The 20,448-nt window shown below is 42.0% G+C and carries 20 protein-coding genes; 15 read left to right on the forward strand and 5 right to left on the reverse strand.

Annotated elements, in window-relative coordinates:
• The first annotated feature begins 4 nt into the window (after window positions 1-4).
• The 13 genes from ACSBL2_RS08255 (at window position 5) to ACSBL2_RS08315 (ending at window position 13,377) form a co-directional block, all read left to right on the forward strand.
• Complete coding sequence (locus ACSBL2_RS08255; protein WP_442591210.1) at window positions 5-673, forward strand: response regulator; 669 nt, start codon at window positions 5-7, stop codon at window positions 671-673.
• A gap of 400 nt (window positions 674-1,073) precedes the next feature.
• Window positions 1,074-1,298, forward strand: coding sequence for a hypothetical protein (locus tag ACSBL2_RS08260; protein ID WP_442591211.1), 225 nt, complete (start codon window positions 1,074-1,076; stop codon window positions 1,296-1,298).
• Between the two features lie 56 nt (window positions 1,299-1,354).
• On the forward strand, window positions 1,355-2,023 hold the full coding sequence (locus tag ACSBL2_RS08265; protein WP_442591212.1) for a type I restriction endonuclease: 669 nt from the start codon (window positions 1,355-1,357) through the stop codon (window positions 2,021-2,023).
• Window positions 2,016-2,429: a hypothetical protein gene (locus tag ACSBL2_RS08270; protein WP_442591213.1), complete on the forward strand. Its 414-nt coding sequence runs from the start codon at window positions 2,016-2,018 to the stop codon at window positions 2,427-2,429. The genes ACSBL2_RS08265 and ACSBL2_RS08270 overlap by 8 nt, the downstream gene beginning before the upstream one ends.
• Before the next feature lie 36 nt (window positions 2,430-2,465).
• A complete protein-coding gene (locus tag ACSBL2_RS08275; RefSeq protein WP_442591214.1) occupies window positions 2,466-4,013 on the forward strand; it encodes a hypothetical protein in 1,548 nt (515 codons plus the stop codon).
• A gap of 21 nt (window positions 4,014-4,034) precedes the next feature.
• Window positions 4,035-4,373 carry a hypothetical protein gene (locus ACSBL2_RS08280; protein ID WP_442591215.1) on the forward strand — a complete coding sequence of 113 codons (339 nt, stop codon included), beginning with the start codon at window positions 4,035-4,037 and terminating at the stop codon, window positions 4,371-4,373.
• An 18-nt stretch (window positions 4,374-4,391) separates the two neighbouring features.
• Window positions 4,392-6,050 (forward strand): hypothetical protein, encoded by a 1,659-nt coding sequence (locus tag ACSBL2_RS08285; RefSeq protein ID WP_442591216.1) that lies wholly within the window; start codon window positions 4,392-4,394, stop codon window positions 6,048-6,050.
• A complete protein-coding gene (locus ACSBL2_RS08290) occupies window positions 6,040-9,909 on the forward strand; it encodes a hypothetical protein (protein ID WP_442591217.1) in 3,870 nt (1,289 codons plus the stop codon). Before ACSBL2_RS08285 ends, ACSBL2_RS08290 begins: the two co-directional genes overlap by 11 nt.
• 5 nt (window positions 9,910-9,914) lie before the next feature.
• On the forward strand, window positions 9,915-11,168 hold the full coding sequence (locus ACSBL2_RS08295; RefSeq protein WP_442591218.1) for a hypothetical protein: 1,254 nt from the start codon (window positions 9,915-9,917) through the stop codon (window positions 11,166-11,168).
• A gap of 32 nt (window positions 11,169-11,200) precedes the next feature.
• Window positions 11,201-11,767 (forward strand): TerD family protein, encoded by a 567-nt coding sequence (locus ACSBL2_RS08300; RefSeq protein WP_442591219.1) that lies wholly within the window; start codon window positions 11,201-11,203, stop codon window positions 11,765-11,767.
• A gap of 12 nt (window positions 11,768-11,779) precedes the next feature.
• Window positions 11,780-12,433 (forward strand): TerD family protein, encoded by a 654-nt coding sequence (locus ACSBL2_RS08305; protein ID WP_442591220.1) that lies wholly within the window; start codon window positions 11,780-11,782, stop codon window positions 12,431-12,433.
• 27 nt (window positions 12,434-12,460) lie between these two features.
• A complete protein-coding gene (locus tag ACSBL2_RS08310) occupies window positions 12,461-13,153 on the forward strand; it encodes an OmpA family protein (protein ID WP_442591221.1) in 693 nt (230 codons plus the stop codon).
• A gap of 11 nt (window positions 13,154-13,164) precedes the next feature.
• Complete coding sequence (locus ACSBL2_RS08315) at window positions 13,165-13,377, forward strand: hypothetical protein (RefSeq protein WP_442591222.1); 213 nt, start codon at window positions 13,165-13,167, stop codon at window positions 13,375-13,377.
• Window positions 13,378-13,598: 221 nt separating this feature from the next.
• Here ACSBL2_RS08315 and ACSBL2_RS08320 read toward each other — a convergent pair whose 3' ends face one another.
• Window positions 13,599-14,360, reverse strand: a complete 762-nt coding sequence (locus ACSBL2_RS08320) for an SDR family oxidoreductase (protein ID WP_442591223.1) — start codon at window positions 14,358-14,360, stop codon at window positions 13,599-13,601.
• Window positions 14,361-14,509: 149 nt separating this feature from the next.
• Between ACSBL2_RS08320 and ACSBL2_RS08325 the strand changes: the two genes are divergently transcribed.
• Window positions 14,510-15,091: a TetR/AcrR family transcriptional regulator gene (locus ACSBL2_RS08325; protein ID WP_442591224.1), complete on the forward strand. Its 582-nt coding sequence runs from the start codon at window positions 14,510-14,512 to the stop codon at window positions 15,089-15,091.
• Between the two features lie 165 nt (window positions 15,092-15,256).
• Here ACSBL2_RS08325 and ACSBL2_RS08330 read toward each other — a convergent pair whose 3' ends face one another.
• On the reverse strand, window positions 15,257-15,946 hold the full coding sequence (locus ACSBL2_RS08330; protein WP_442591225.1) for an IclR family transcriptional regulator: 690 nt from the start codon (window positions 15,944-15,946) through the stop codon (window positions 15,257-15,259).
• 93 nt (window positions 15,947-16,039) lie between these two features.
• Here ACSBL2_RS08330 and ACSBL2_RS08335 point away from each other — a divergent pair, with 93 nt between their 5' ends.
• Window positions 16,040-16,762, forward strand: coding sequence for a 3-ketoacyl-ACP reductase (locus ACSBL2_RS08335; protein WP_442591226.1), 723 nt, complete (start codon window positions 16,040-16,042; stop codon window positions 16,760-16,762).
• Between the two features lie 463 nt (window positions 16,763-17,225).
• Here ACSBL2_RS08335 and ACSBL2_RS08340 read toward each other — a convergent pair whose 3' ends face one another.
• The 3 genes from ACSBL2_RS08340 to ACSBL2_RS08350 are packed head-to-tail and all read right to left on the reverse strand — an operon-like array spanning window position 17,226 to window position 20,438.
• A complete protein-coding gene (locus ACSBL2_RS08340; protein ID WP_442591227.1) occupies window positions 17,226-18,446 on the reverse strand; it encodes an ABC transporter permease in 1,221 nt (406 codons plus the stop codon).
• Window positions 18,433-19,605, reverse strand: a complete 1,173-nt coding sequence (locus tag ACSBL2_RS08345; protein WP_442591228.1) for an efflux RND transporter periplasmic adaptor subunit — start codon at window positions 19,603-19,605, stop codon at window positions 18,433-18,435. Before ACSBL2_RS08345 ends, ACSBL2_RS08340 begins: the two co-directional genes overlap by 14 nt.
• A 29-nt stretch (window positions 19,606-19,634) precedes the next feature.
• Window positions 19,635-20,438, reverse strand: coding sequence for a DUF4249 domain-containing protein (locus ACSBL2_RS08350; protein ID WP_442591229.1), 804 nt, complete (start codon window positions 20,436-20,438; stop codon window positions 19,635-19,637).
• Window positions 20,439-20,448: the final 10 nt, after the last annotated feature.

Here is a 20,448-nt window from a genome sequence, read left to right on the forward strand (position 1 = left end):
CACAATGTTCAAAAAAGTACTTATAGCAGAAGACCACGAACACGCCAATATCTCTGTACGTAAAACCCTGGAGGATTTGGGTATAGAACATAGAGATTTTAGATCTTATTGCGATGAAGCACTTCAACTCTTACGAATAGGTATCCGTCAGGAACAACCTTTTGATTTATTGATCACTGACCTTTCTTTTGATGAAGACAGGAACAATATCCAAAAGATTAAGGGAGGCAAGGAGCTTATTGAAGCGATAAGAGCAGTTCAGCCTTCTTTAAAGATTATTGTCTTTTCCCTGGAAAGTAATATTGATGTTGTTGACGATTTGTTTGATGATTTAGACATCGATGCATATGTCCGTAAAGCGAGGTATGACGCAGAAGATCTTAAACGTGCAATAGATGCCGTATTTAACCATAAAAAATATCGCTCAGCCGATTTAAGGCGAAACAGCAGGACAGATAATTCATACGATTTTAAGGTGGTTGATATTGAAATCATCACCTTGCTGTGTAAAGGCACACCTCAAAAGAATATTCCTGCCTGCCTGCTGGAAAAAAATATAAAACCTGCTGGCTTAAGCAGTGTTGAAAAACGTCTGAATGCCATGAAGACTGCTTTGAATATCTCTACGAATGAGCAACTCATTGCTTACTGTAAAGACAGGAGAATTATCTAATTAGGTGATAAAACCCCATAAGCATACCGCTTATGGGCCTGTCACAATTGCTAAGGCAGGATAAGCATATCATCGCGACTATTTTAAACTTAAGTGCTCCCGAATATGAGGATTGCATTCCGGTATTTCAATTTTGGCATACTGGAATGCAATCCTCTTTTCAATGTGCCAGGTTCTTACGGTAGATCACAGTTTTCGCCTCTCCCCAATCCCAGGAATTCCGGCGGAAGTATACGGCCGGTTTGAAATAATTCTCAAGTTATGCTATTGGTTTTTCTTGTATAAACTCCTGTTTAATAGTCTTTATAAGATTTAATCATTTTACGGTTATCCGTAAAAATACCAGCTTCAAGCGCTATACTTTTGAGGGTATAAACAAAGAAAATTTATAACAATTCATATGAATATACTTTTACTATCCGGATTTCTAATCTTTAGTACAATCACTTTCGCCGGGCCTGGAGATGTCTACATCTGCAATAATAAAAAGGCCGAAAAATACCATTATTCGCCAACCTGCAGAGGACTGAGCAACTGCCAGTTTAAAATTGTGAAGATAACGGCCAAGGCGGCAAAGAATAAAGGAATGACGCTTTGTGCCTGGGAAACTAAGAATAAGAAGTAGGCAGTGAAAGCAAGATTTGTCAATACAGTCATCACGAATCATAAATTAAACTTGGAATGGATTTTAAAGATCAGATAACGCAACTGGCATCTCGCGTAGAGAAGATGTTACCTCAAATTCAAACGGAAGAAGCGACGAAGAATGCTTTGGTTATGCCATTTATCCAGATTATGGGATATGATGTTTTTAATCCGTTTGAAGTGAATCCAGAGTTCATTGCAGATTTGGGTATAAAAAAAGGGGAGAAGGTCGATTATGCCATTATGAAAAATGGTGATCCGACCATCTTAATTGAATGTAAACACCATCTGGAAAACCTTGATCCTCATAATTCACAGTTGTTCAGGTATTTTCATACCACCAAAGCCAAGTTTGGCTTATTGACGAATGGTTTAGTCTACCGTTTTTATACCGACCTGGTCGAAAAAAACAAAATGGATGGTACCCCATTTTTTGAATTCAAGTTAACTGAAATCAAAGAGGCAGAATTGGCAGAATTGAAGAAATTCCATAAGTCATATTTTGATGTGGAAAATATCACCAATACAGCAAGCGAGTTGAAATACCTGAATGAGCTAAAGACCTTACTCCATCAGGAAATTGCCGATCCTTCGGATGGATTTGTTACTTTCTTTACCAAACAAGTATACCCTAAGGTGATCACGGCTAAAGTTAAAGAACAATTCTCACCGATTATTAAACGCACATTTAATCAATATGATTAGTGATGCCATCAATGAACGCTTAAAATCTGCCTTAAACCAGGAAAAGGAGAAAGATGCCGCAGATGCCACTAAAATTCCCTCCACTACGCCTGAGCCGGAATCTGGCATTATAACCACTGAGGAAGAGATTGAAGGGTTCTTTATGGTTAAATCTATTCTTAGGGAAAATATCGACCCTAAAAGAATTACCTACAGAGATGCACTTTCTTATTTCGCCATTCTTTTAGATGATAATAACCGTAAAACCATTTGCAGGTTATACCTGAACACTAAAAAATACCTGGCCGTACTTGATGAGCATAAAAAGGAGACGAAGTACGAGTTGGAGTCTTTAGATGATCTCTATAAACATGCGGGCCTGCTGAGAGAGGTCATTAACCGGTTAGAAGGGATTAAGATTAAATAGCGTCGACCACCACAATTAAATAAAAGATTATAGATTATGAAAACAGATAAGACTCCTGGTTTTGTCAGGATTGCAAGCGCATTTTGGTTACTTATGGTGGTCATTGGCTGCCAGGGTAACCAAGGAAATCAACCTTCTGAAACGCCGTTTGAAGATGCAAAATTCAATGCTTATGACCAGGAATTGGGTACACGTATTGAAGCTTACCACAATACCATTGCGCCGAATAGTGCGAATTCAAAAAGCGGCGATCCAGCCCTGTATATCGATTTCTCTTCGGGAATTAATAAAGCTTTTTCAGATCCGGCAATTAAAGGAATGATGACAAATTGCTTTAATACCGTTTTAGCTGAAAAGTTTGAAGTGTATAAACTGGGCGCAAATACAATAACCCCTTTAAATATTTCAAATACCACCGAGTTGGGGCAGCAGGTCAGTGACCCTGCCCAATATGCCGACATATGGGCTCCGATCCAATTGGCGGTTGAAAAAATTGTGGAAGGCAATAACGATGCATTGCTCATTACTGATTTTGAAGAATGGCAAAAAAATGTTGAGGTCACGAACACTGCATTCCTAAAAATACCTTTCTCCAAATGGTTGAAAAAGGGTAATGCTATACATTTTTTCATCGCAGATTACAAGGAAGCCGGGCTGGATAAGCACCTGTATTTTACGGTCTTCAATTGCGGTCATCCAAATGGGTCAAATATGATATCGAAACTGGAATCACAGCTGGCACCATTGACCACAAGATTTGATCTGTCAGTGCAATCTTACCAACTGCACACAGGTTATCCTGGGGAAAAGTCTGGCGGAATATTTTATGATCCAACTGGAAAATCAGATGCCGCTAAAAATATACTCGACCTGAAGGAGAGTTATGTGAACGGAATGAAAGATGGAAATCATTTCGAATACTATCCTTTAGGCGTAGACTGGAAAACCATAGCTGAGTTACATACAACATACGCAGCCCAGGGGCAGTTTAATGATTTTTTCAGGAAGTTATATATTGATTTAAGCAACGATGACAGTTATACATCCGGTGATTTTGAGGTGAAAGTTGCTGATGTCAGCACTGATTTTGAAAATTTCTCTAAATCTGCTGAAGCTAAAAAGCACCGCCCGAAACTAGCCAAAGGAAGCGATGGTGAGGATAAATTTGCCGATGATGAAACTGATCCTATTGCTTTATCCTGTTATTACAATGATGGAAAATTAAAAGAACAATGGGTCTATAAGGCACAGGCCGCACTGCCGTTAAATGAGGTTTTTATGCTCAACAAATCCTTGTTGGAAAATACCAGGAAATCAGACAGTAGGAAGGTAGAATTCGGAGTGGCCTTTGATCCCGGGTTTAATGTGAAAAACATTCCAAATCCTGATGGATTGCTGAAGGCCGATATCGTATTACTTACTGCTACCCCAAATCTTGCAAATCCTAAACTCTCAAAATTCCAATGGCTGAATGCAAAGCAAGTACCAAATACAGCTTTATATGAATCTATAAAAAATACGCTGCAGGAAGTAAAGCCAGCCAATAAAGTCATCTACTCTTACTATATCAAAACACAACAATAATTCACCTCAAAAAAACATCACATGGAATCAGCATCAGCATATATCTTCACCACCATCACTGCCTTTATCTTTTTACTGTTATCAGCACTCATTGCAAACGCAATCAAATTTGAAGGGGGCAGCAATCCAAAAGATCCGCAAGCACGGAAAACCTGGTTCTGGATCCTGGCCATTTTAAATCCAATCCTGGCTTTTTTGCTGGGCTACTTCGTGTTCAAGCCGGATGCCAACATCATGGTTGTGAACAATTATGTCAGCGCACTAAGTATGGGTACGGCAATAGGATTTGTATTGTACATCCTTTTGGGCTTTGTCCTCAGTAAAGTATTTGCAAACGGCAAAATAGGCCACTGGTTTTAATTCCTTAAAAAAACTTCAATGGATAAATTATTTGTCATCGCCATAGGCGGTACTGGAATGCGCTGCCTTGAATCTTTTGTACACTTCAGTGGCATAGGCATGTTTGATAGCCAGGAAATAGAGGTACTCACTTTAGATACCGATCAGAATAATGGTAATAAAGGCAGGGTTGAAGAACTCATCAACCTCTATAATCGTATCAAAACATCGGGCTCAACTGAGGATGGTGGAACGCCTAATGCGAATACCTTCTTCTCCGCAAAGCTTAATTTACACCGTTTCTGGACAAACTATTCCGGTCCCGGACGAGAGAATTACAAAAACATTGCTAAAATAGCTACAGGCACACCAGAACAGCAGAAAGCCAATAAACTGATCTCAGATTTATTTCTGGATACCAGTTCTGTCCAGGAATTTGCCTTGGACCATGGTTATCGCGCCCAGACACATTTAGGTTCTATGCTGATGTACCATGGTATTGTCGAAGCAGCAAGGAACCTTCTAAAAGGATCTGCAGTGCAGTCCCAGGAACGTGAACTGGATTCTTTTATGGGCAAGCTGGAAAAAGCGGGTGCCAATGCCAGGGTTTTTATTTTCGGTTCTGTTTTTGGCGGTACAGGGGCATCCGCTATTCCTGTGATACCAAAAGCTTTGCAGGATTTTGTAAAGATCCGCTCCAATGGAAATGCCAGCATAGATTTTTCTAAAGCGAAGTTTGGCTCTACGCTATTGACTGAATATTTTACATTTAATAAGCCGGATGCCCAGCAAAAGTCAAGCAAGGCCAACAGCGTTATTGCCGATTCCTCTTTCTTTCCATTAAACAGTCAGGCTGCCCTACAGTTTTACCAAAGTGACCCAACTGTACAGAAATGCTATAAATTACTTTACCACATTGGATGGCCGATAGAAAGTAAAAAGATAGATGGAAACCATACCTCAAACCAGACGGTAACTGGTGGTAGCGAGCAGAAGAATGCATGCCATATTACAGAGTTGCTTTGTGCCTGTGCTGCCTATGACTTTTTTACGCGTAACAATGGTTTTGATAGCGCAAAGGCCGACTATTTGTATAAAGCGGTAGCGTTTAAAGACAATTCGTTCAACTTTTCATTCGATGATTTTATTGGGAAAGACAATCATGCTGGTGAAATCTTCGTGAATAAACTTGGGGCTTTCTTTGCCCTTGCCCATATCTCTTTAACCAAGAATGGTGCTGCATTTGATGATGCCGGTATCAAAGGGTTTATCAGGCAATGTGAGAACCAGAAACTGCATCAGTACAGTACGATTACCGATGCGGAGTGTAATGATATCAATGAGTATTTCAAGCTGTTTGCCTATTCCTTTAAAGCTGCAAAGTTTGTACCTGGATGGCTCTACCAGGTGAGAAGCTCTGTTGCACCCGGAAAATTCCTTTTTGATAGCAAAGCCTTTCCGGATAATCTGGCAGAACTCAAAAAGTTGGATGTAGGAACAATGTTTCTTGATGAAAAACACCATTGGTCGAAAGGTGGGATTTTCGGTGACCGGTACGACACTTTCGTGGCGAAACTGATTAACAGCAGTCCGAAAGAGGAGCAAAAGGTAAATACGACCAAAGAGAAATTCCTCGCCCATATTTTCAATGCACTTACTGTTTCACAAAACTTCAATATCAACTCACATGTCAGATAAAAGAATAAAAGCACTGGCGATAAAAGTTCATCCCAAGACTGAACCGAATGGTGTTGAATTTGCCTGGGACAAAATTCCTCAATTGGAAGTTTTTACCAGGAACATTTTAATACCCGAAATAGCCGTCGATAAAGACGGGAACTCCGCTGTCAATATTGGGACTATTGTCTCTGGTATCCCCTCCGTATTTGCCCGGGCTAATCTCTTTAAAGCTGCCCTTGACCATATTCAGGACAAAGATGCGGAAGCCGCAGGATTAATGTTGTTTTACAAATCGCTGGTTAGTGAATGGAAGGGCTTTATCAGCTGTATCGCATTAAATTATAAGGACATAGAAATAAGCAGAATACATTTAACGTATTCTGACGGACAGCAGCTCATGAATACCTCAAATATTTATGAGCCCGTTGGTGCCTTCGGCAATATGCTGTTTGAGCGGCAGCCATTATGGTGTGATCAGTCATTAACCAATAATGCCGATAAAATACCATTTATCGATGTCATCTCCTATAAAGGAAATGTAGTGGGCGGAACTTCTCCGGATAGTTTTCTGTTCACTTCCGTAGCCTATAACGTTAAAGATAAATTGCCTTTTGTGAACGTGCAGAACGGTAAGTTTATTGATCCTTTGCAATCTGAATTAAATCCACAAGAGCTATTTACACTTTATGGTTATGCCAGGCATATTCTCCATCATATTGAAAAATTCAGGTCTAATTATGCTGGCCTGGAAGAGCTGATCAGGCCAGAGTATGGCAATATGTCCTCCAGTTTACAGGGATGGATGGATGAAATGGTAGTTTATCAGCAGAAAAAAGGATATCCAAAACTAGATAACCAGTCCCCACCAGAAGTAGGGTCACTTTTCAATTCCCCTTTTAGTATATTGTTTAACTACGCTACAGAGTTGCATGGATCGGAAGGGATCATCTATAATGCCCCTTTAAACGGAGGTATTAGCTTTGACCCGAAAGACCTGCTGCTGCCTGATACGACCGAAATAGCGCAGATAGATTTTGGCAGGGAAGGAATGGAAAGCAGGAATTACCTGAAAGCTAAACCAATCTTGTTATTAGCTGCAGAAACTAAAGGCCAGCCAAATAATTATGCCTATTTCACCCTGCCATTAACTCCGCTGGCATTGAATGTTTTCGGGGCCACACTGGATGCACTGTTAGGCCTTTCCGATACTTCAAATGTTAAATCCAGGATGACCGCAATTTATGATCCGGGTGATAAGGATGGGGAACGTTTAACCGTCAACCTTAAATTATATACAGAAACCGGGAATGAGATTATTAAAGAAGTGATCTATAAAGTCACAGCAGAATCGATAGCAGGAAAAGACATACTGATGTGGCCTAACTTTATCTCCAGGCAATGGAATCGCTATTTTATGTATTCAGAGATTCCCCATAATGGTGCTAAATTCCAGGCAACGCCATTTATAGGGAATGTAGACGATGATTTCTTTAGGATTGTCCTGGATGAAAACGGAATTCCACTGTATCTGGCAAATCATGGCAGGGCTGCAGTAATCCCGGAAAAGTATGGGGATTTAAAGGCACAATTACACATCACTTCTAACAATGCCGTAGCTGATAACAAGTACAAGTATGAGATTTATGAAAGTAACCAGCCTTTCAAGGGAGTGAAATTTGCTCATGCAGGGCTGGATTGTGGTTTTGGAATTATCCGTTATGACGGATCCGGCAATACACAATCTTTACCCGTTAACATGCTGCACGCTGTAAAAACATTGTCGAAAGCCTATCTGGGCGTCGACTTCGGCAGTACAAACTCTTCTATTGCCTATTTCTCTGACCATAGAAATGAGGTGTGCGAGCATTTAAAGCTGACAAATAAAAGAGTTTCCCTGTTATCCACCGATGCCAAAAATAATGATGAACGTCCCGCAGTGGAAGATGAGATCTTCTTTTTTCAAAATGATGAAATCCTAACCAACGCCATTAAATCGGTGCTTACCATTCACGATTCCAGAAGGGTGGTAAACGAAGGCGGTATCCAGAATGATTCATTGATGGCACAGGCAGTAAAAGGTGGTTTTCCTTGTTTCGAAAAAAACCTGCCCATTGAAACGGCAGAAGATAACCGGTATATCCTGAGCTATAACAGGGTAGGAAAGGCAGAATTAGTGTATAACATGAAATGGTCTACCCAGCCAATTGACAAGAGCTATAAAACTGCCTATTTAAGCGCTTTACTGTTGCATGTATACGCGCAATTATTTATAGAAGGGCATGAACCCTATACCTTAAAATGGTCATATCCATCTTCCATGGGTAAAGAATTACTGAGCGAATACAGGGCCATATGGGATTCACTGAAAGAGATCTCTCCAATTGTGGGCAGTGTTCAATTAAAAACTTATCCTCCTTCAGATCTTTCAGATATTGGAGATACCACAGGCGGCAGTTCCTGGGGGGCGACGGTTGCTGATACAGGTTGGGGAAGTGGTGTGGCTGAACCAACAGTATCAGCTTCGGGTTGGGGAACGAGTGAAACCAGTGGCGGTTGGGGAGATGATTCACCAAAGAAACCAGCCAGCACGGTAAATATTCGTACAGAAACAGGTCCCGTAAAATTTGATTTCAGAAAATTAAGTAATGAAGAGTCGCTCTCTGAAGCTTGTGCTGTTGCCAATTACCTGGTGAGACCTAACGGCGGTTATGCCATCAATCCTGGTGAGCTGGTTCTTTGTTTTGACATTGGCGGCAGTACGACCGATATCACTGCCTTATGCCAGATGGAAGGTGGAAAAGCAATGATTAAACAGAACTCTATTCGTTTTGCAGCAGAAAGAATTGCACAGGCAACCAAATTTTCTCCAAATTTCAAGAACGTCCTGTTAAGGATGTGCGAAAAGAAAAATATCTCCATTCAGGGCTTAAATAAAGGAATAAACAAGTTTTCTGAAAACACAGCGCCATATTATTTCGAGCAGGTAGTAGACCGTTTAGCCGCATCAGATTTTGAAACCTTTTATTTGCTCATTGCCGCTGAATGTAAAGAGATGATGAGCATCAATCTTTATGTTACAGGCTTAATCATGTTCTATGCCGGCCAGCTGGCCTATAAATTAAGAACGGAGATTGTAAAATCTGAAGATGCCCCGGCAGCAGTTAAAGCTATTCCGCCCAAAATTAAAATTGCTTTTGCAGGGAAGGGATCAAGAATTTTTGATTGGTTTACTGCTGTGAATTCGGCAGCAGCCGATGATTATTACACGCAAATGTTTATCAGGGGAATGGGTGGTGAGGCAGTGGCAAGGCAAACGATCACGCCGATCAGTACCAGTCCATTGAAGATTATTGATATCAACTCCCAGCGTGGAACCAATAATGCCGATGTAAAATATGAAGTATCAAAAGGTTTGGCTATTCCTACCCATATCACAAGCATCCTGGTACCCACCAATAAACAGGCGATAGAGATACTTGGTGAAGATAATTTCTGTGTTGTTACACCAACGGGAGAATTCAAGTATCTGGAATCTACCAATTCTATCACTCCGGAGATGTTGGAACATATAGGTAACCATTTTATCTGTTTGCCACCTGATGGAAAGCCACACTGTCCGAGGTTTATGGATTTCGCGGACTTATTTTATAAAGTCTCTTCTACCATGTTTGGCCTAAAAATGAATGCTGCAGACTTTATGGCGGGCTTCCAGGATATGAATATTGAAAATTATATCAAAGGGGAACCTGGTTTTATCAAAGCACAGAAACGCAAGCATGATGATCAGAAAGAGTTTGACTATGTAGCTCCAATTATCATTTTAGAAGGGATGAAATTCTTTGAAAAACATTTGCTTAAAGGAATCCAAAAACAATAGCATCGATGAAATTCTGTGTATTAGCAAAAATATCGAAACGTATGGTGTCTTTCTGGTACCAATCAGACAGTAATGCTTATGCTCCATTGAGTATAAAGGAATCCAATGAGATTCCCTTATACTTTTATGTGAATGGAAACGACTTTATTTTTGGAAGTGTAGCGAGGGATCGTTTTAACAGGCATGACCCTCATGCCTATGGCAACTATTTTGAAATCATAAAAGATCCGGGGACGCATTTTACGATATACGGGAATAAAAAGCCAGTTAAACAACTGTTTTATTACGGTATTGAGCAGTACCTGTCCCACTTTCTAAATACAGTTTTATATAAAACTGACTCCATTGAATCTTACAGGCAGCACTTTCCCCTTCGCTTCTTATTTGATACAGATATAGAGGATCATGAGCAATCGTTGATCGAGCACCTGTTCCAGGAAGCTGGCTACTTTAACCTGGACCGTGTTCTGTATAACAAGAACTTGTTTGGCGTGTTGACTCAAAAAGGAATACTGCCCAGGGAAAAAGCCGTCCTGTTATTAAGTGGTGTGGATGATGTGCTCTATCTGCAACTCTATAAAAATATCAATGCTGCAGTAACAGATTCCTTCAAACTAGAAGGACAGGGGGCCGACCCCAGGGTAAAAATTCTGGCAGATATGATTGTTGAATACATCATTCTCCAAAACTCCTATCTATCCATTGATAAGGATACGGAGATTGCCTTATTGCTTCCTTTTTGTGCAGGCCTGCTGGAAAAGACGCAGCCAATTATAAAAGGTGATGCTGAACTATCTGATGGAAATAAGTACTGGTTCAAAGTCAATGAGAGAAATCTAAATGACAGGCTCCAATATTATTCAAACGACGGCCTGATCTATACTGCCATAGATGATCTATTGAAATCGGCCGCCCTAAGGGTAGACGATGTAGTTATTCTCCTGGGTACAGAAGAGATCAGTACTTCTTATTTCTCCACCAAACTGCTCAAAAAATATCATTATGTAAAAGAGGTGCAGGCTGCGGATATCAGGGATACGATGAAAGCTATTTTTATGGCAATCTCCGAGGCGAATTACGCTGTCCAAACAAGGCAGCCAGTAAGACCACCTGTGTTGCCTGCAGCCCCTGCGGTGGCCAGGCCGGCACTTCCACCACCAAAGCAGATAAATATACCAAAGCTGCCTGAAATAAAGCCCGCGGGACCAACAAAAGTTAATACAGTAAAACTTCCCCCACTTCCCCCTAAAAAAGGCTGATAAAGGAAGATAAACCATTAAATAAAAGCAAGATGGCTATACCATTAGAAAAGAGAAAACCAATATCCATTACCAAAGAACAACCGGGCCTTAATCGTATTGTAGCCGGACTGGGATGGGATCCTGCCACTGTAAACGGGCATTCCGTCGACCTCGACCTTTCCTTATTCATGTTGGGGGCAGATGGCAAATTAGTGGCCGATGAGTACTTCATCTTTTATAACAATCCGGCCAGCCCTGATGGATCTGCCAATTACGCTGGAGATAGCAGGGGCGGCGAAGGTGATGGGGATGATGAAGTCGTAAATATTGACTTATCAAGGATAGACCCGAAAGTGGAGTTCCTATACTTTGCCGTCACCATAGACCAGTGCGAAGAAAGAGGTCATCACTTTGGCCATGTGCAGCATTCCTACATCAACATTAGAAATGCTGCAGACAATTCCGTCTTATGCCAGTACAAGCTACAAGAGCATTTTACCATTGAAGATTCCCTGATTATTGCAGCTATTTCCAGAAATGGAGGAGCGTGGGATGTCGAAGCCCTTGGTCAGGCATTTTCCGGTGGATTAAACACCTTAGTAGAATTATATCAATAAAAAATTATAAGTATGAGCAGTTTTAATTTAAGCAAAGGGGATAGGTTTTCCCTTTCCAAAGCAGCACCAGGGCTATCCGTTGTGAAAATAGGGATGGGTTGGGATCCTAACGACGAGCCCGGCGGACCAGAGTTTGATCTTGACGTATCTGCATTCTCCATAGGCAGTGATTTTAAGATTCCTTCAGATTCTTATTTTACCTTTTATGGTCAGCTAAATATGGGGAATAAAATTGAAGACAAAATAGAAAAAGGCTTATTCAGGCCCCTCACTGAAGATGGGGCAATTCTTGGCGCAATCGATGATCCCGATGGAATGAGAAGTGATGGCGATGATGATGAAGATATGTTTATAGACCTGACAAAAGTGAGTCATAAAATTGAACAGATTATCATCTGCTGTACGATCTGTAAATATCCCCACGATCATAAGAAAGACCGCAGGACATTGGCGCTGAACTTTGGTCAGGTAAATGATTGTTACATCCGTATTGTGGATGAAAGTACAGGACAGGAGATGATTCGTTATGACCTGAAAGATCAGTATACCAACGAAGATGCAGTAGAATTCGGCAGATTATTCCGCGTTGGCCATACCTGGGAGTTCGAAGCGATGGGCAGGGCACATACAGGTAGCCTGCAGACATTAGTAGATATGTATACCTAATCTTATAGCACTAATCTTTTAGAAATTATGGCATTTGACTTAAATAAAAATGATGGATCCCATACGGGTTCGTCCAATAAAACACAGACTCCTCCTAAATTTGATTTGACAAAAGGAGAAGCCGCAGAAGCAAGCTTACCTAAAAAATCCTCCAATTCAGTAACAGGGTTAATCGGCCTGCTTGCCATCTTAATTATTGGAGGTGGAATCTGGTATTATTCATCCCTTCCAAAAATAGCCGGTGCGGCTGATGTGGCAACCGCCAGCATCAAATCAGATTCGGTTGCTGTAGTTGAAGATCAGGTACAGACAGCCTCTGGTGCCATTGTGGCGGATACAACTGCGCTTGCTGCACCATCAGCCCCCAATGATGCCGTCCCTGCTCAATTGAATCATAAAGTTCCCGCAACATTTGTTCAGGGCTCTGCTTCATTTACGCGTATAGACCAATCCTTAGTCAAGCGAATCACTTCTTATTTATCAACTCATCCAAAAGCACTGATCACTGTAAATGGTTACGCGAGTAGTGATGGTTCATTAGAAATCAATCAGACGGTTTCACAGGCTAGGGCCAATGCATTTAAGGAATACCTGATTTCTAAAAGTGTAGCTGAGGATAGGGTAGTCGCGATAGGAAAAGGAATTGAAAATCCAATTGCATCAAATGATACCAATGCAGGCAGAAAGAAGAACAGAAGAGTTGAAATCACATTCCCTTAAAAGTATCAATTGTGGCAAAGAGAAGAAGTAAGAAAGCTACTGCGCGTTCGGGTAGTCTTAAAAAAACTGTGGTTTCTTTAGGGATACTATTTAGTATAATCCTTTTTATCATAAAAATTATTACCGGTAGTGTGGGTTGGTTTGAAGTTTTTACGCCTGTGGTTATCGCATTTTTTATCGTTTTTGTACTTTTTGCAATAAGGGCAGTACTTCATAAAATATAGTTTAAACAGCTGGTATGATCATGTTACATCCGACCATTTCTCCTCAATGCAAATATTTGCAGTAAGTTGAAAAATCACGAATGAAACTTACAGCTATAAAAAGAAAGGCCTGTATCATTTTATTTCCTATGATACAGGCCCTTTAACAGAATAGTGATGGTGTGTAAATCGTTACTTGAATTGCATACAATTGTTGATTTGCCTTGTCATTACAGTCCGCTCTAAAACTTTGCAGCTTTATTAAAACCAGTAGTTACCCCACCGTCAACTATAAATTCTGCGGCTGTACAAAATCCTGAATCCTCTGTAGATAAAAATACAATCACATTCGAAACTTCGTCTAGTGAGGCGGCCCTTTTTAAAGGTGTATTATCGATTAGGGGTTGCATCAGCGACTGATCGGCTTCGAGCATGGCCATTGGTGTTTTCACAAGGCCTGGATGGACGGAATTGACACGGATATTAAATTGTGCAAATTCCTGTGCAGCCACCTGGGTCATGGCTTTAATCGCAAATTTACTGCTGGCATAGGCAACATCACCCATGTTGGCCCTGATGCCAGCAATCGAAGATACATTGATTATGGAGGCGTTGCCACTCTTCTTCAACGCAGGAAGTGCATATTTTAAACCCAGAAATACCGATAACTGATTGATATGGATTATTCTCATGTATTCATCCGCAGCGGTGTTTTCAATCGATTTGTAGTGAAGAATTCCCGCATTGTTTACCAGGATATCCAGTTTGCCATCATTCTTATCAATGGTGTCGATCACGTTTTTCCAATCTTCTTCTTTTGATACGTCTTGCCTGATAAATATCGCCTTACCCTCATATTCCTGGGCAACCTTTTGTCCCTCTTCTACAAGCAGGTCTGTGAAATATACTTTTGCTCCTTCTTCAACAAACCTTTTCACATGATTTAGTCCCATTCCCCGGGCACCTCCCGTAATGAGGGCAACTTTGTCTTTTAATTTTGTCATTATATTCTCAATTATGTTTATAGTAAGCTAAATCCAGTTGGGGCATATAGGAAAATTTAATGCGCAAAGGATTTATCTAAATAACAGCTTATATTCACAAATTGTTGTAATTTCAGTGTAATAAAAGAATATTAATTCGTTTTAGAACTATGCGGCTTCAGGATCCTTTAAAAAGAGAAGAAATTATTCAGGCAGTTTATACGATTGTCGGCAGACAGGGACTGGCAGGTATCAGTATCCTTGGCCTCACTAAAGAAACGGGACTGAGTGTAGGGGCTATGTATACCTATTTTAAAAATAAAGAGGAAGTGATCCAGGCGGCATACGCATCGGCAGGGGATCAATTTTTTGTTGAAGTTTATGAAGGGTTGGATCTGAGTTTACCCATTCGTCATGTGACTAATGATTTGTTGTTTAGAATGTTGAGGTTCAAACTGAAGCATCATGACGAGACTGTGTTTACTGACCAATATACAAGATCAAGCTATCTTCAACTTAATTATGAGGAGCAATTGCAGCAGTTTAATTTACAGAATAAACCGCTGTATGACCTGATTAGCCGAGGTATGTCTGAGGGGATTTTCAGGCAAACGGATGCGCCGGTCCTGATTAGTTTTATATATGGGACAGTGGGTACGCTCGCGAACGCAATCATACAAAAGTATCTGCCGCTAAAAAAACGGGTGATTCAAGAAAACTTTCAAATGATATGGAAGGGGATTACTCAATAGTGTTATTTATTGGGGAATATATATTCTTCTTAAGGTAGTGAAGATAATTCCGACAATGCAGCTGAGAGACAAGGAATTTGTCAAATGTGAGTGTAATCATTATTAGCGTATGTTTATGATAGCTTTAGCTGAGCGGGGCTTCCGCAAAGTGCAATGCTGCTGAGGTCACAGATATGTTTTGATATAATAAATGGCTTCCTGCATTTCCTTTTCCGCAAAGCGGTAGGCAGGCCCGGAAACCCCTATGGCTGCTACCAGTCTCTTCTGCTCAAAAATAGGCAGTGCAATACAATTCAATTCCTTTTCCATACGTTCAAAATCGTCTGCATATCCCTGGGCAATCACTGTTTTGAGACGGTCGTTCAATTGTTCTGCTTCTTCCGAACCTAAAGAACGTATGATGTGGTCTCTTAAATGCGGCGAATAGGCCATGAAAACATTGCCAATTGCTGAGTTCATCACGGTATATTCTTTTCCCAGTTCAAGACTGATCCTGACATTCCGGTCGGGATCACATTTCAATTCATGGCGAATGTGTGATCCCATTTGGATGGATAAATACGTCGTTTCTCCGGTCAACTCCATCACCTTCTGCAATACCGGCCTGAAACGTTGCTTCAGCATATGCGCTGATACCTCAGGGGGCATCAGTATGCGCATCTTGCTGCTCAGGCAATAACGCGGACTGAGCTCATCTTTCTGCAAATAGCCCAGTTCCAGCAAAGACTTCAGGAAATGATGGGCAGTTGTTTTCTCAATCTGCAAATGTTCTGAAACATCTTTCAAACGTACCTGGTTACCATTTTGTGCGATGTACTGGAGGATTTCCATCGTTCTTTTTACCGATTCAATCATAAGTTCATTATTGTTGAACAAATCCACAGTAAGTCAGGAAATGTTCGGTAATAAGTTTAAATATAATGAATATTGTAGTCAAATAAAAAGCAGATGATATCATTGAAAGGAAAAACAGCGCTCATTACCGGTGCAGGAAAAGGATTAGGTAAGGCCTTCGCATTGGCGTTGGCAGCCGAAGGCGTAAACCTGGGATTGATTGGCCGCACCACGGCAGATCTGAAAGTCCTTAGCGAGGAATTAAAATCATCATTTCCGGACATCCAGGTTGCGGATGCCACTGCCGACATTGGTGACCTTGCCCAGGTCAGGTCTGCCGTTGCCTCTATCACCGATGCTTTGAAAACTATAGACATCCTGATCAACAATGCAGGCATTCTGAAAGTTGGTGGTTTTCTGGAATTGCCGGTAGAAGAATGGGAAGAGGTGATACGGATTAATGTGTTGGGTACCTATTATGTCGTTCACGAAGTTTTACCTTTCTTATTTCTTCAGGGAAAAGGTGATATTGTAAATATCGCATCGACCGCAGGTTTAAGGGGTGGAGCAAAAATGAGTGCATATGGCGCATCTAAAGCTGCAGTGATCAATCTTACGGAATCGCTGATGCAGGAGGTGAGAAAATCCAATATCAGGGTAACTACAGTGAATCCAAGCACGATAACTACTGAAATGACCCTCAAAGCAAAGTTTACGGATGGTGATGAAGAAAAGGCATTACAACCGGAAGATCTGGCCTTTTTGGTCGTTCACAATTTAAAATTGCCGCAACGCGCTTTTGTTAAAGAGATCGGATTGTGGTCAACCAACCCTTAAGAGGGGGAGGTAAAATAAGTTGAGTTTAACGTCAGAACACACACATATGATTGAATAAAAAATGCAGGCCATCTGATGGTAGTCCTGTATCTTTTGCTGAAAAATATGATTATATTTTATCCGGTACTTTTAGGGGAGGATCTTGGCTTTAGTTGTGAAAATCATAATGATTTCACAACTAAAGCCAAGATTGTTGATGTTGTTCTTAATGAAGACACTCTGATCTGTCCTGGATATTATCCTAAGAACCTTGTCACAATCCGTCAAGTCAATTGACCAATCAATTACACTTTCTGAAAATGGTTTCATTGCTTTCGATACCTTGACAAGATCTTTATGGTTTTCAATATCAGTATACATAATGGTGATAACTTTGCACATGTTGACTGGGTTTATGGTGATTTATAACTGGCGCATTGTAAATTAAATTTCATCGCAGGACTAATGTCATTGGTCATTCAGTTTATTCATATCGCAGGGCCTCTATTGGATCAAGCCTGGATGCTTTCAAGGCAGGGTAGTAGCCGAAGAAAACGCCGGTCAGGGTGCAAAAGGAAAAGGAGACCAGCATAGGATAGGTCAGCACTAATATAGGCCAGGCCAGTATTGTTTCCATAAGGACTGAACAAGCTTGTCCCAGGAGCATACCGGCAATACCGCCGCTTCCGCTGATGATGATCGCTTCGGTCAGGAACTGGCTGAGGATGTCTTTACGCCTTGCGCCAATGGACATACGCAAGCCGATTTCCCGGGTTCTTTCGGTCACCGTCAAATACATGATGTTCATGATCCCGATGCCACCGATCAGTAGGGAAATACCGGCAATCCCCATCAATAATATGGTCAGCAGGCTGGATATCGTATTTAGCGTTTTCAGCATCTCCACTTGTGTAAGCACCTCGAAGTCGTTGGATTCTTCCTTCCGTAGCCGGTGGGAGGTACGAAGCAGGTCTACGATCTCTTTCGTGGCTGCGTCCGAGAGTGCTTCTGATCTTGCTGAGGCATAGATGCCGCCAAAGTAGGTCGAAGCAATCACCCTTTTCTGTACCGTAGTGTATGGCGAAAGGATGATATCATCCTGGTCCTGCCCGAACGCGCTTTGTCCCTTTCGATTCAGCACACCGATCACTTTCAAGGGCAATTTACCGAAACGGATGGTCTTGCCAATGGGGTTCTGGCCTTTGGCAAAAAGATGATTGACAACAGTCTGGCCCAGCAGGCAAACCTTGGCATACCTGCGCACCTCTTCTTCGGAAAACATCAGGCCATCCCTTAGCGACAGGTTCCTGATAGACAAGAACTGCTCATTCACGCCTTCGATCGTTGTCGGCCAATTCAAAGCACCATGAATAGCCTGACCGGCTGACTGTGATGTGGGGGATACTGCCTGCACATATAAGGTGTTTTCTTTTATTGCGGTCACATCCTTCATGCTGAGGGTCTGAAGGTCGGCACTTTGAATGCGGGTACCCCCCGGATCATTGCTGACAGGCGTGACCATAATGAGGTGGGTACCCATGGTAGCCAAAGTAGCTTTGACCATATATTTAGCACCTTCTCCCGCCGCGCCTATCAGGATTACCGCTGCTACGCCAATAATGTTCCCGAGCATGGTCATAAAAGCACGTAATTTGTTGTGCTGTATGGCTTCAAAAGCCAGCCGTATGAGATTAAAAATTTCCATATGGAGAGGTCACCACAAGGTCGTGCGTAGCTAAACCGTCCAGTATCTGCACGCGGTTATTGTCGTCGATACCCAACTTCACCTGGCGTTCTTTCAGGATATCTCCTTCTTTAACCCAAACCGAACTGCTCTTTACTTTGATCTTTTCTTCTGCTACGCCTGACGAAGCGTCCTTTTTCAAGGGAACAACTTCGTATTTGCCATCAAGCGTAGAATCGGGTTTAAACCTCAGCGCCTTAGCCGAGATGCGGAGGGCGTGATGGAACTCCTTTGTGTAAACAATAATATTCGCGGTCATACCTGGCTTGAGTTTCATCACCTCATTGGGCGCGTTGATGATCGTTGTAAAAGAGACTACATTGGCAGTTACCTTTGGATGTAACCGTATCTCGGCCACTGTACCCTTGAACGATTCGTCGATAAAAGCATCCACTGTAAAAGTTGCACGCTGCCCTTTTTGGATATTGCCGATGTCAGCTTCATCAATAGCAGCCTGTACCTGCATTTTGGTAATGTCTCTGGCGATCACGAACAAGGTTGGGGTATTGAACATGGCCGCTACGGTCTGCCCGATGCTGATATTACGGGACAGTACCACCCCATCTATCGGCGAATAAATGTCAGCGAAGGAGAGGTTTCTGGTCGAAGACCTTAGCTGTGCCTCGGCATTTTCCACTGCGGAGGCTGCCGAATGATAGGCATTCAATGCACGTTCGTATTCCAGTTTACTGACTGATCTGGTGGCATACAGCTGCTGGTGTCGTTCAAAGTTACCTTTGTCGAAACTGAGCTGGGCGCGCTGTTGGCGTACAGTGGCGGAGTTCTGGTCAACCATTGCCCTGAGCAGGGTCTTGTCCAGTTGTGCAAGTAGCTGGCCTTTTTTAACGACCGAATTGAAGTCGGCATTCAGCAGGCTGATCGTTCCGGACACTTGTGTGCCTACAGATACAGTGTCCAGGGGCTGTATCGTACCCGTGGCAGTCACGCTTTGCGCAATATAGCCATAGGATGGCCTTTCTACGGATAGGATGAGATCGTTGCCTGAATTGCTATAAGAGAATATCCAGGTCAAGGTTGCTGCCAGTGCAATGATGGCAATGGTTAGAAAAAGCTTGTATTTCCTTCTCATTTTATGGTCAGTATCCTTTGTAGAAGTCATATTCCTGTAAGTTAGGGCTGCGGTATAGCTTAATTTGCGGGTACAACAGCTGTTATTCTCTGAACGGTATGGGCTGAAAATATACCAAAGGCGAAGTCGCCCTTTAAATTTGTGGGTGGGTTAGTCGGGGTAGTAGAATAAGGCCCGTCTGTCATGAATTGAGAAAGCGTGAAGAAATAATCATACGCACTTTTGTCCGTGCAGCGGAATTCGAATAATACCGTATCACCCTGTTTAATTTCGGCATCAGGATTGAACAGCAGTTGTTCGTTCAGTAATCCGTTGAAGGTATTGTCGTTGAGCGTGAAATAGGTTTTGTCGAGTTTACCGTTAACGGTTTGAATAAATCGATAATTGTTCACCTCATGAGCAGGATCTGTAAATACCGGCAGCGTGGAATATTCCGGGCCGCCTGAATCCCCCTTGCTGGTGAAAAGGTCGAACTTTATGGTATCCAGTTTGACCGGTTGAGGCATGGTGCTCGTGGCACTGAAAATTTTTTCTTCCACACTTACCTTCAGGTGGTACGTCCTGCCCGGAACGCCGACCAGGATTGAAGTCTGATAGATACCCGGCGTGGTCTCTTTGAGTATTTCGGTTAGCCCGGTGTTATCTGATAGGGTGACTATAGCGCCACTCACAGCTGGCAGGGTATTCGACTTGGTAAAATCCACCGTCTTGTGGATCTGTACCGTATAGGGACCCACTTCGTTCGTGATGTTACCTTCGAACACGAGCTGTGGCTCGCTGGATTTTAATTCCAGGTCTATTTCTTTGGTGCAGGAAGTTAGGAAAAGCAGGAATGCTATAATGGGAATAACGATCTTTTGCATGGTGATAAAT

Origin of the sequence: Pedobacter sp. AW31-3R, assembly GCF_052180285.1 — a bacterium.
GTDB lineage: Bacteria > Bacteroidota > Bacteroidia > Sphingobacteriales > Sphingobacteriaceae > Pedobacter.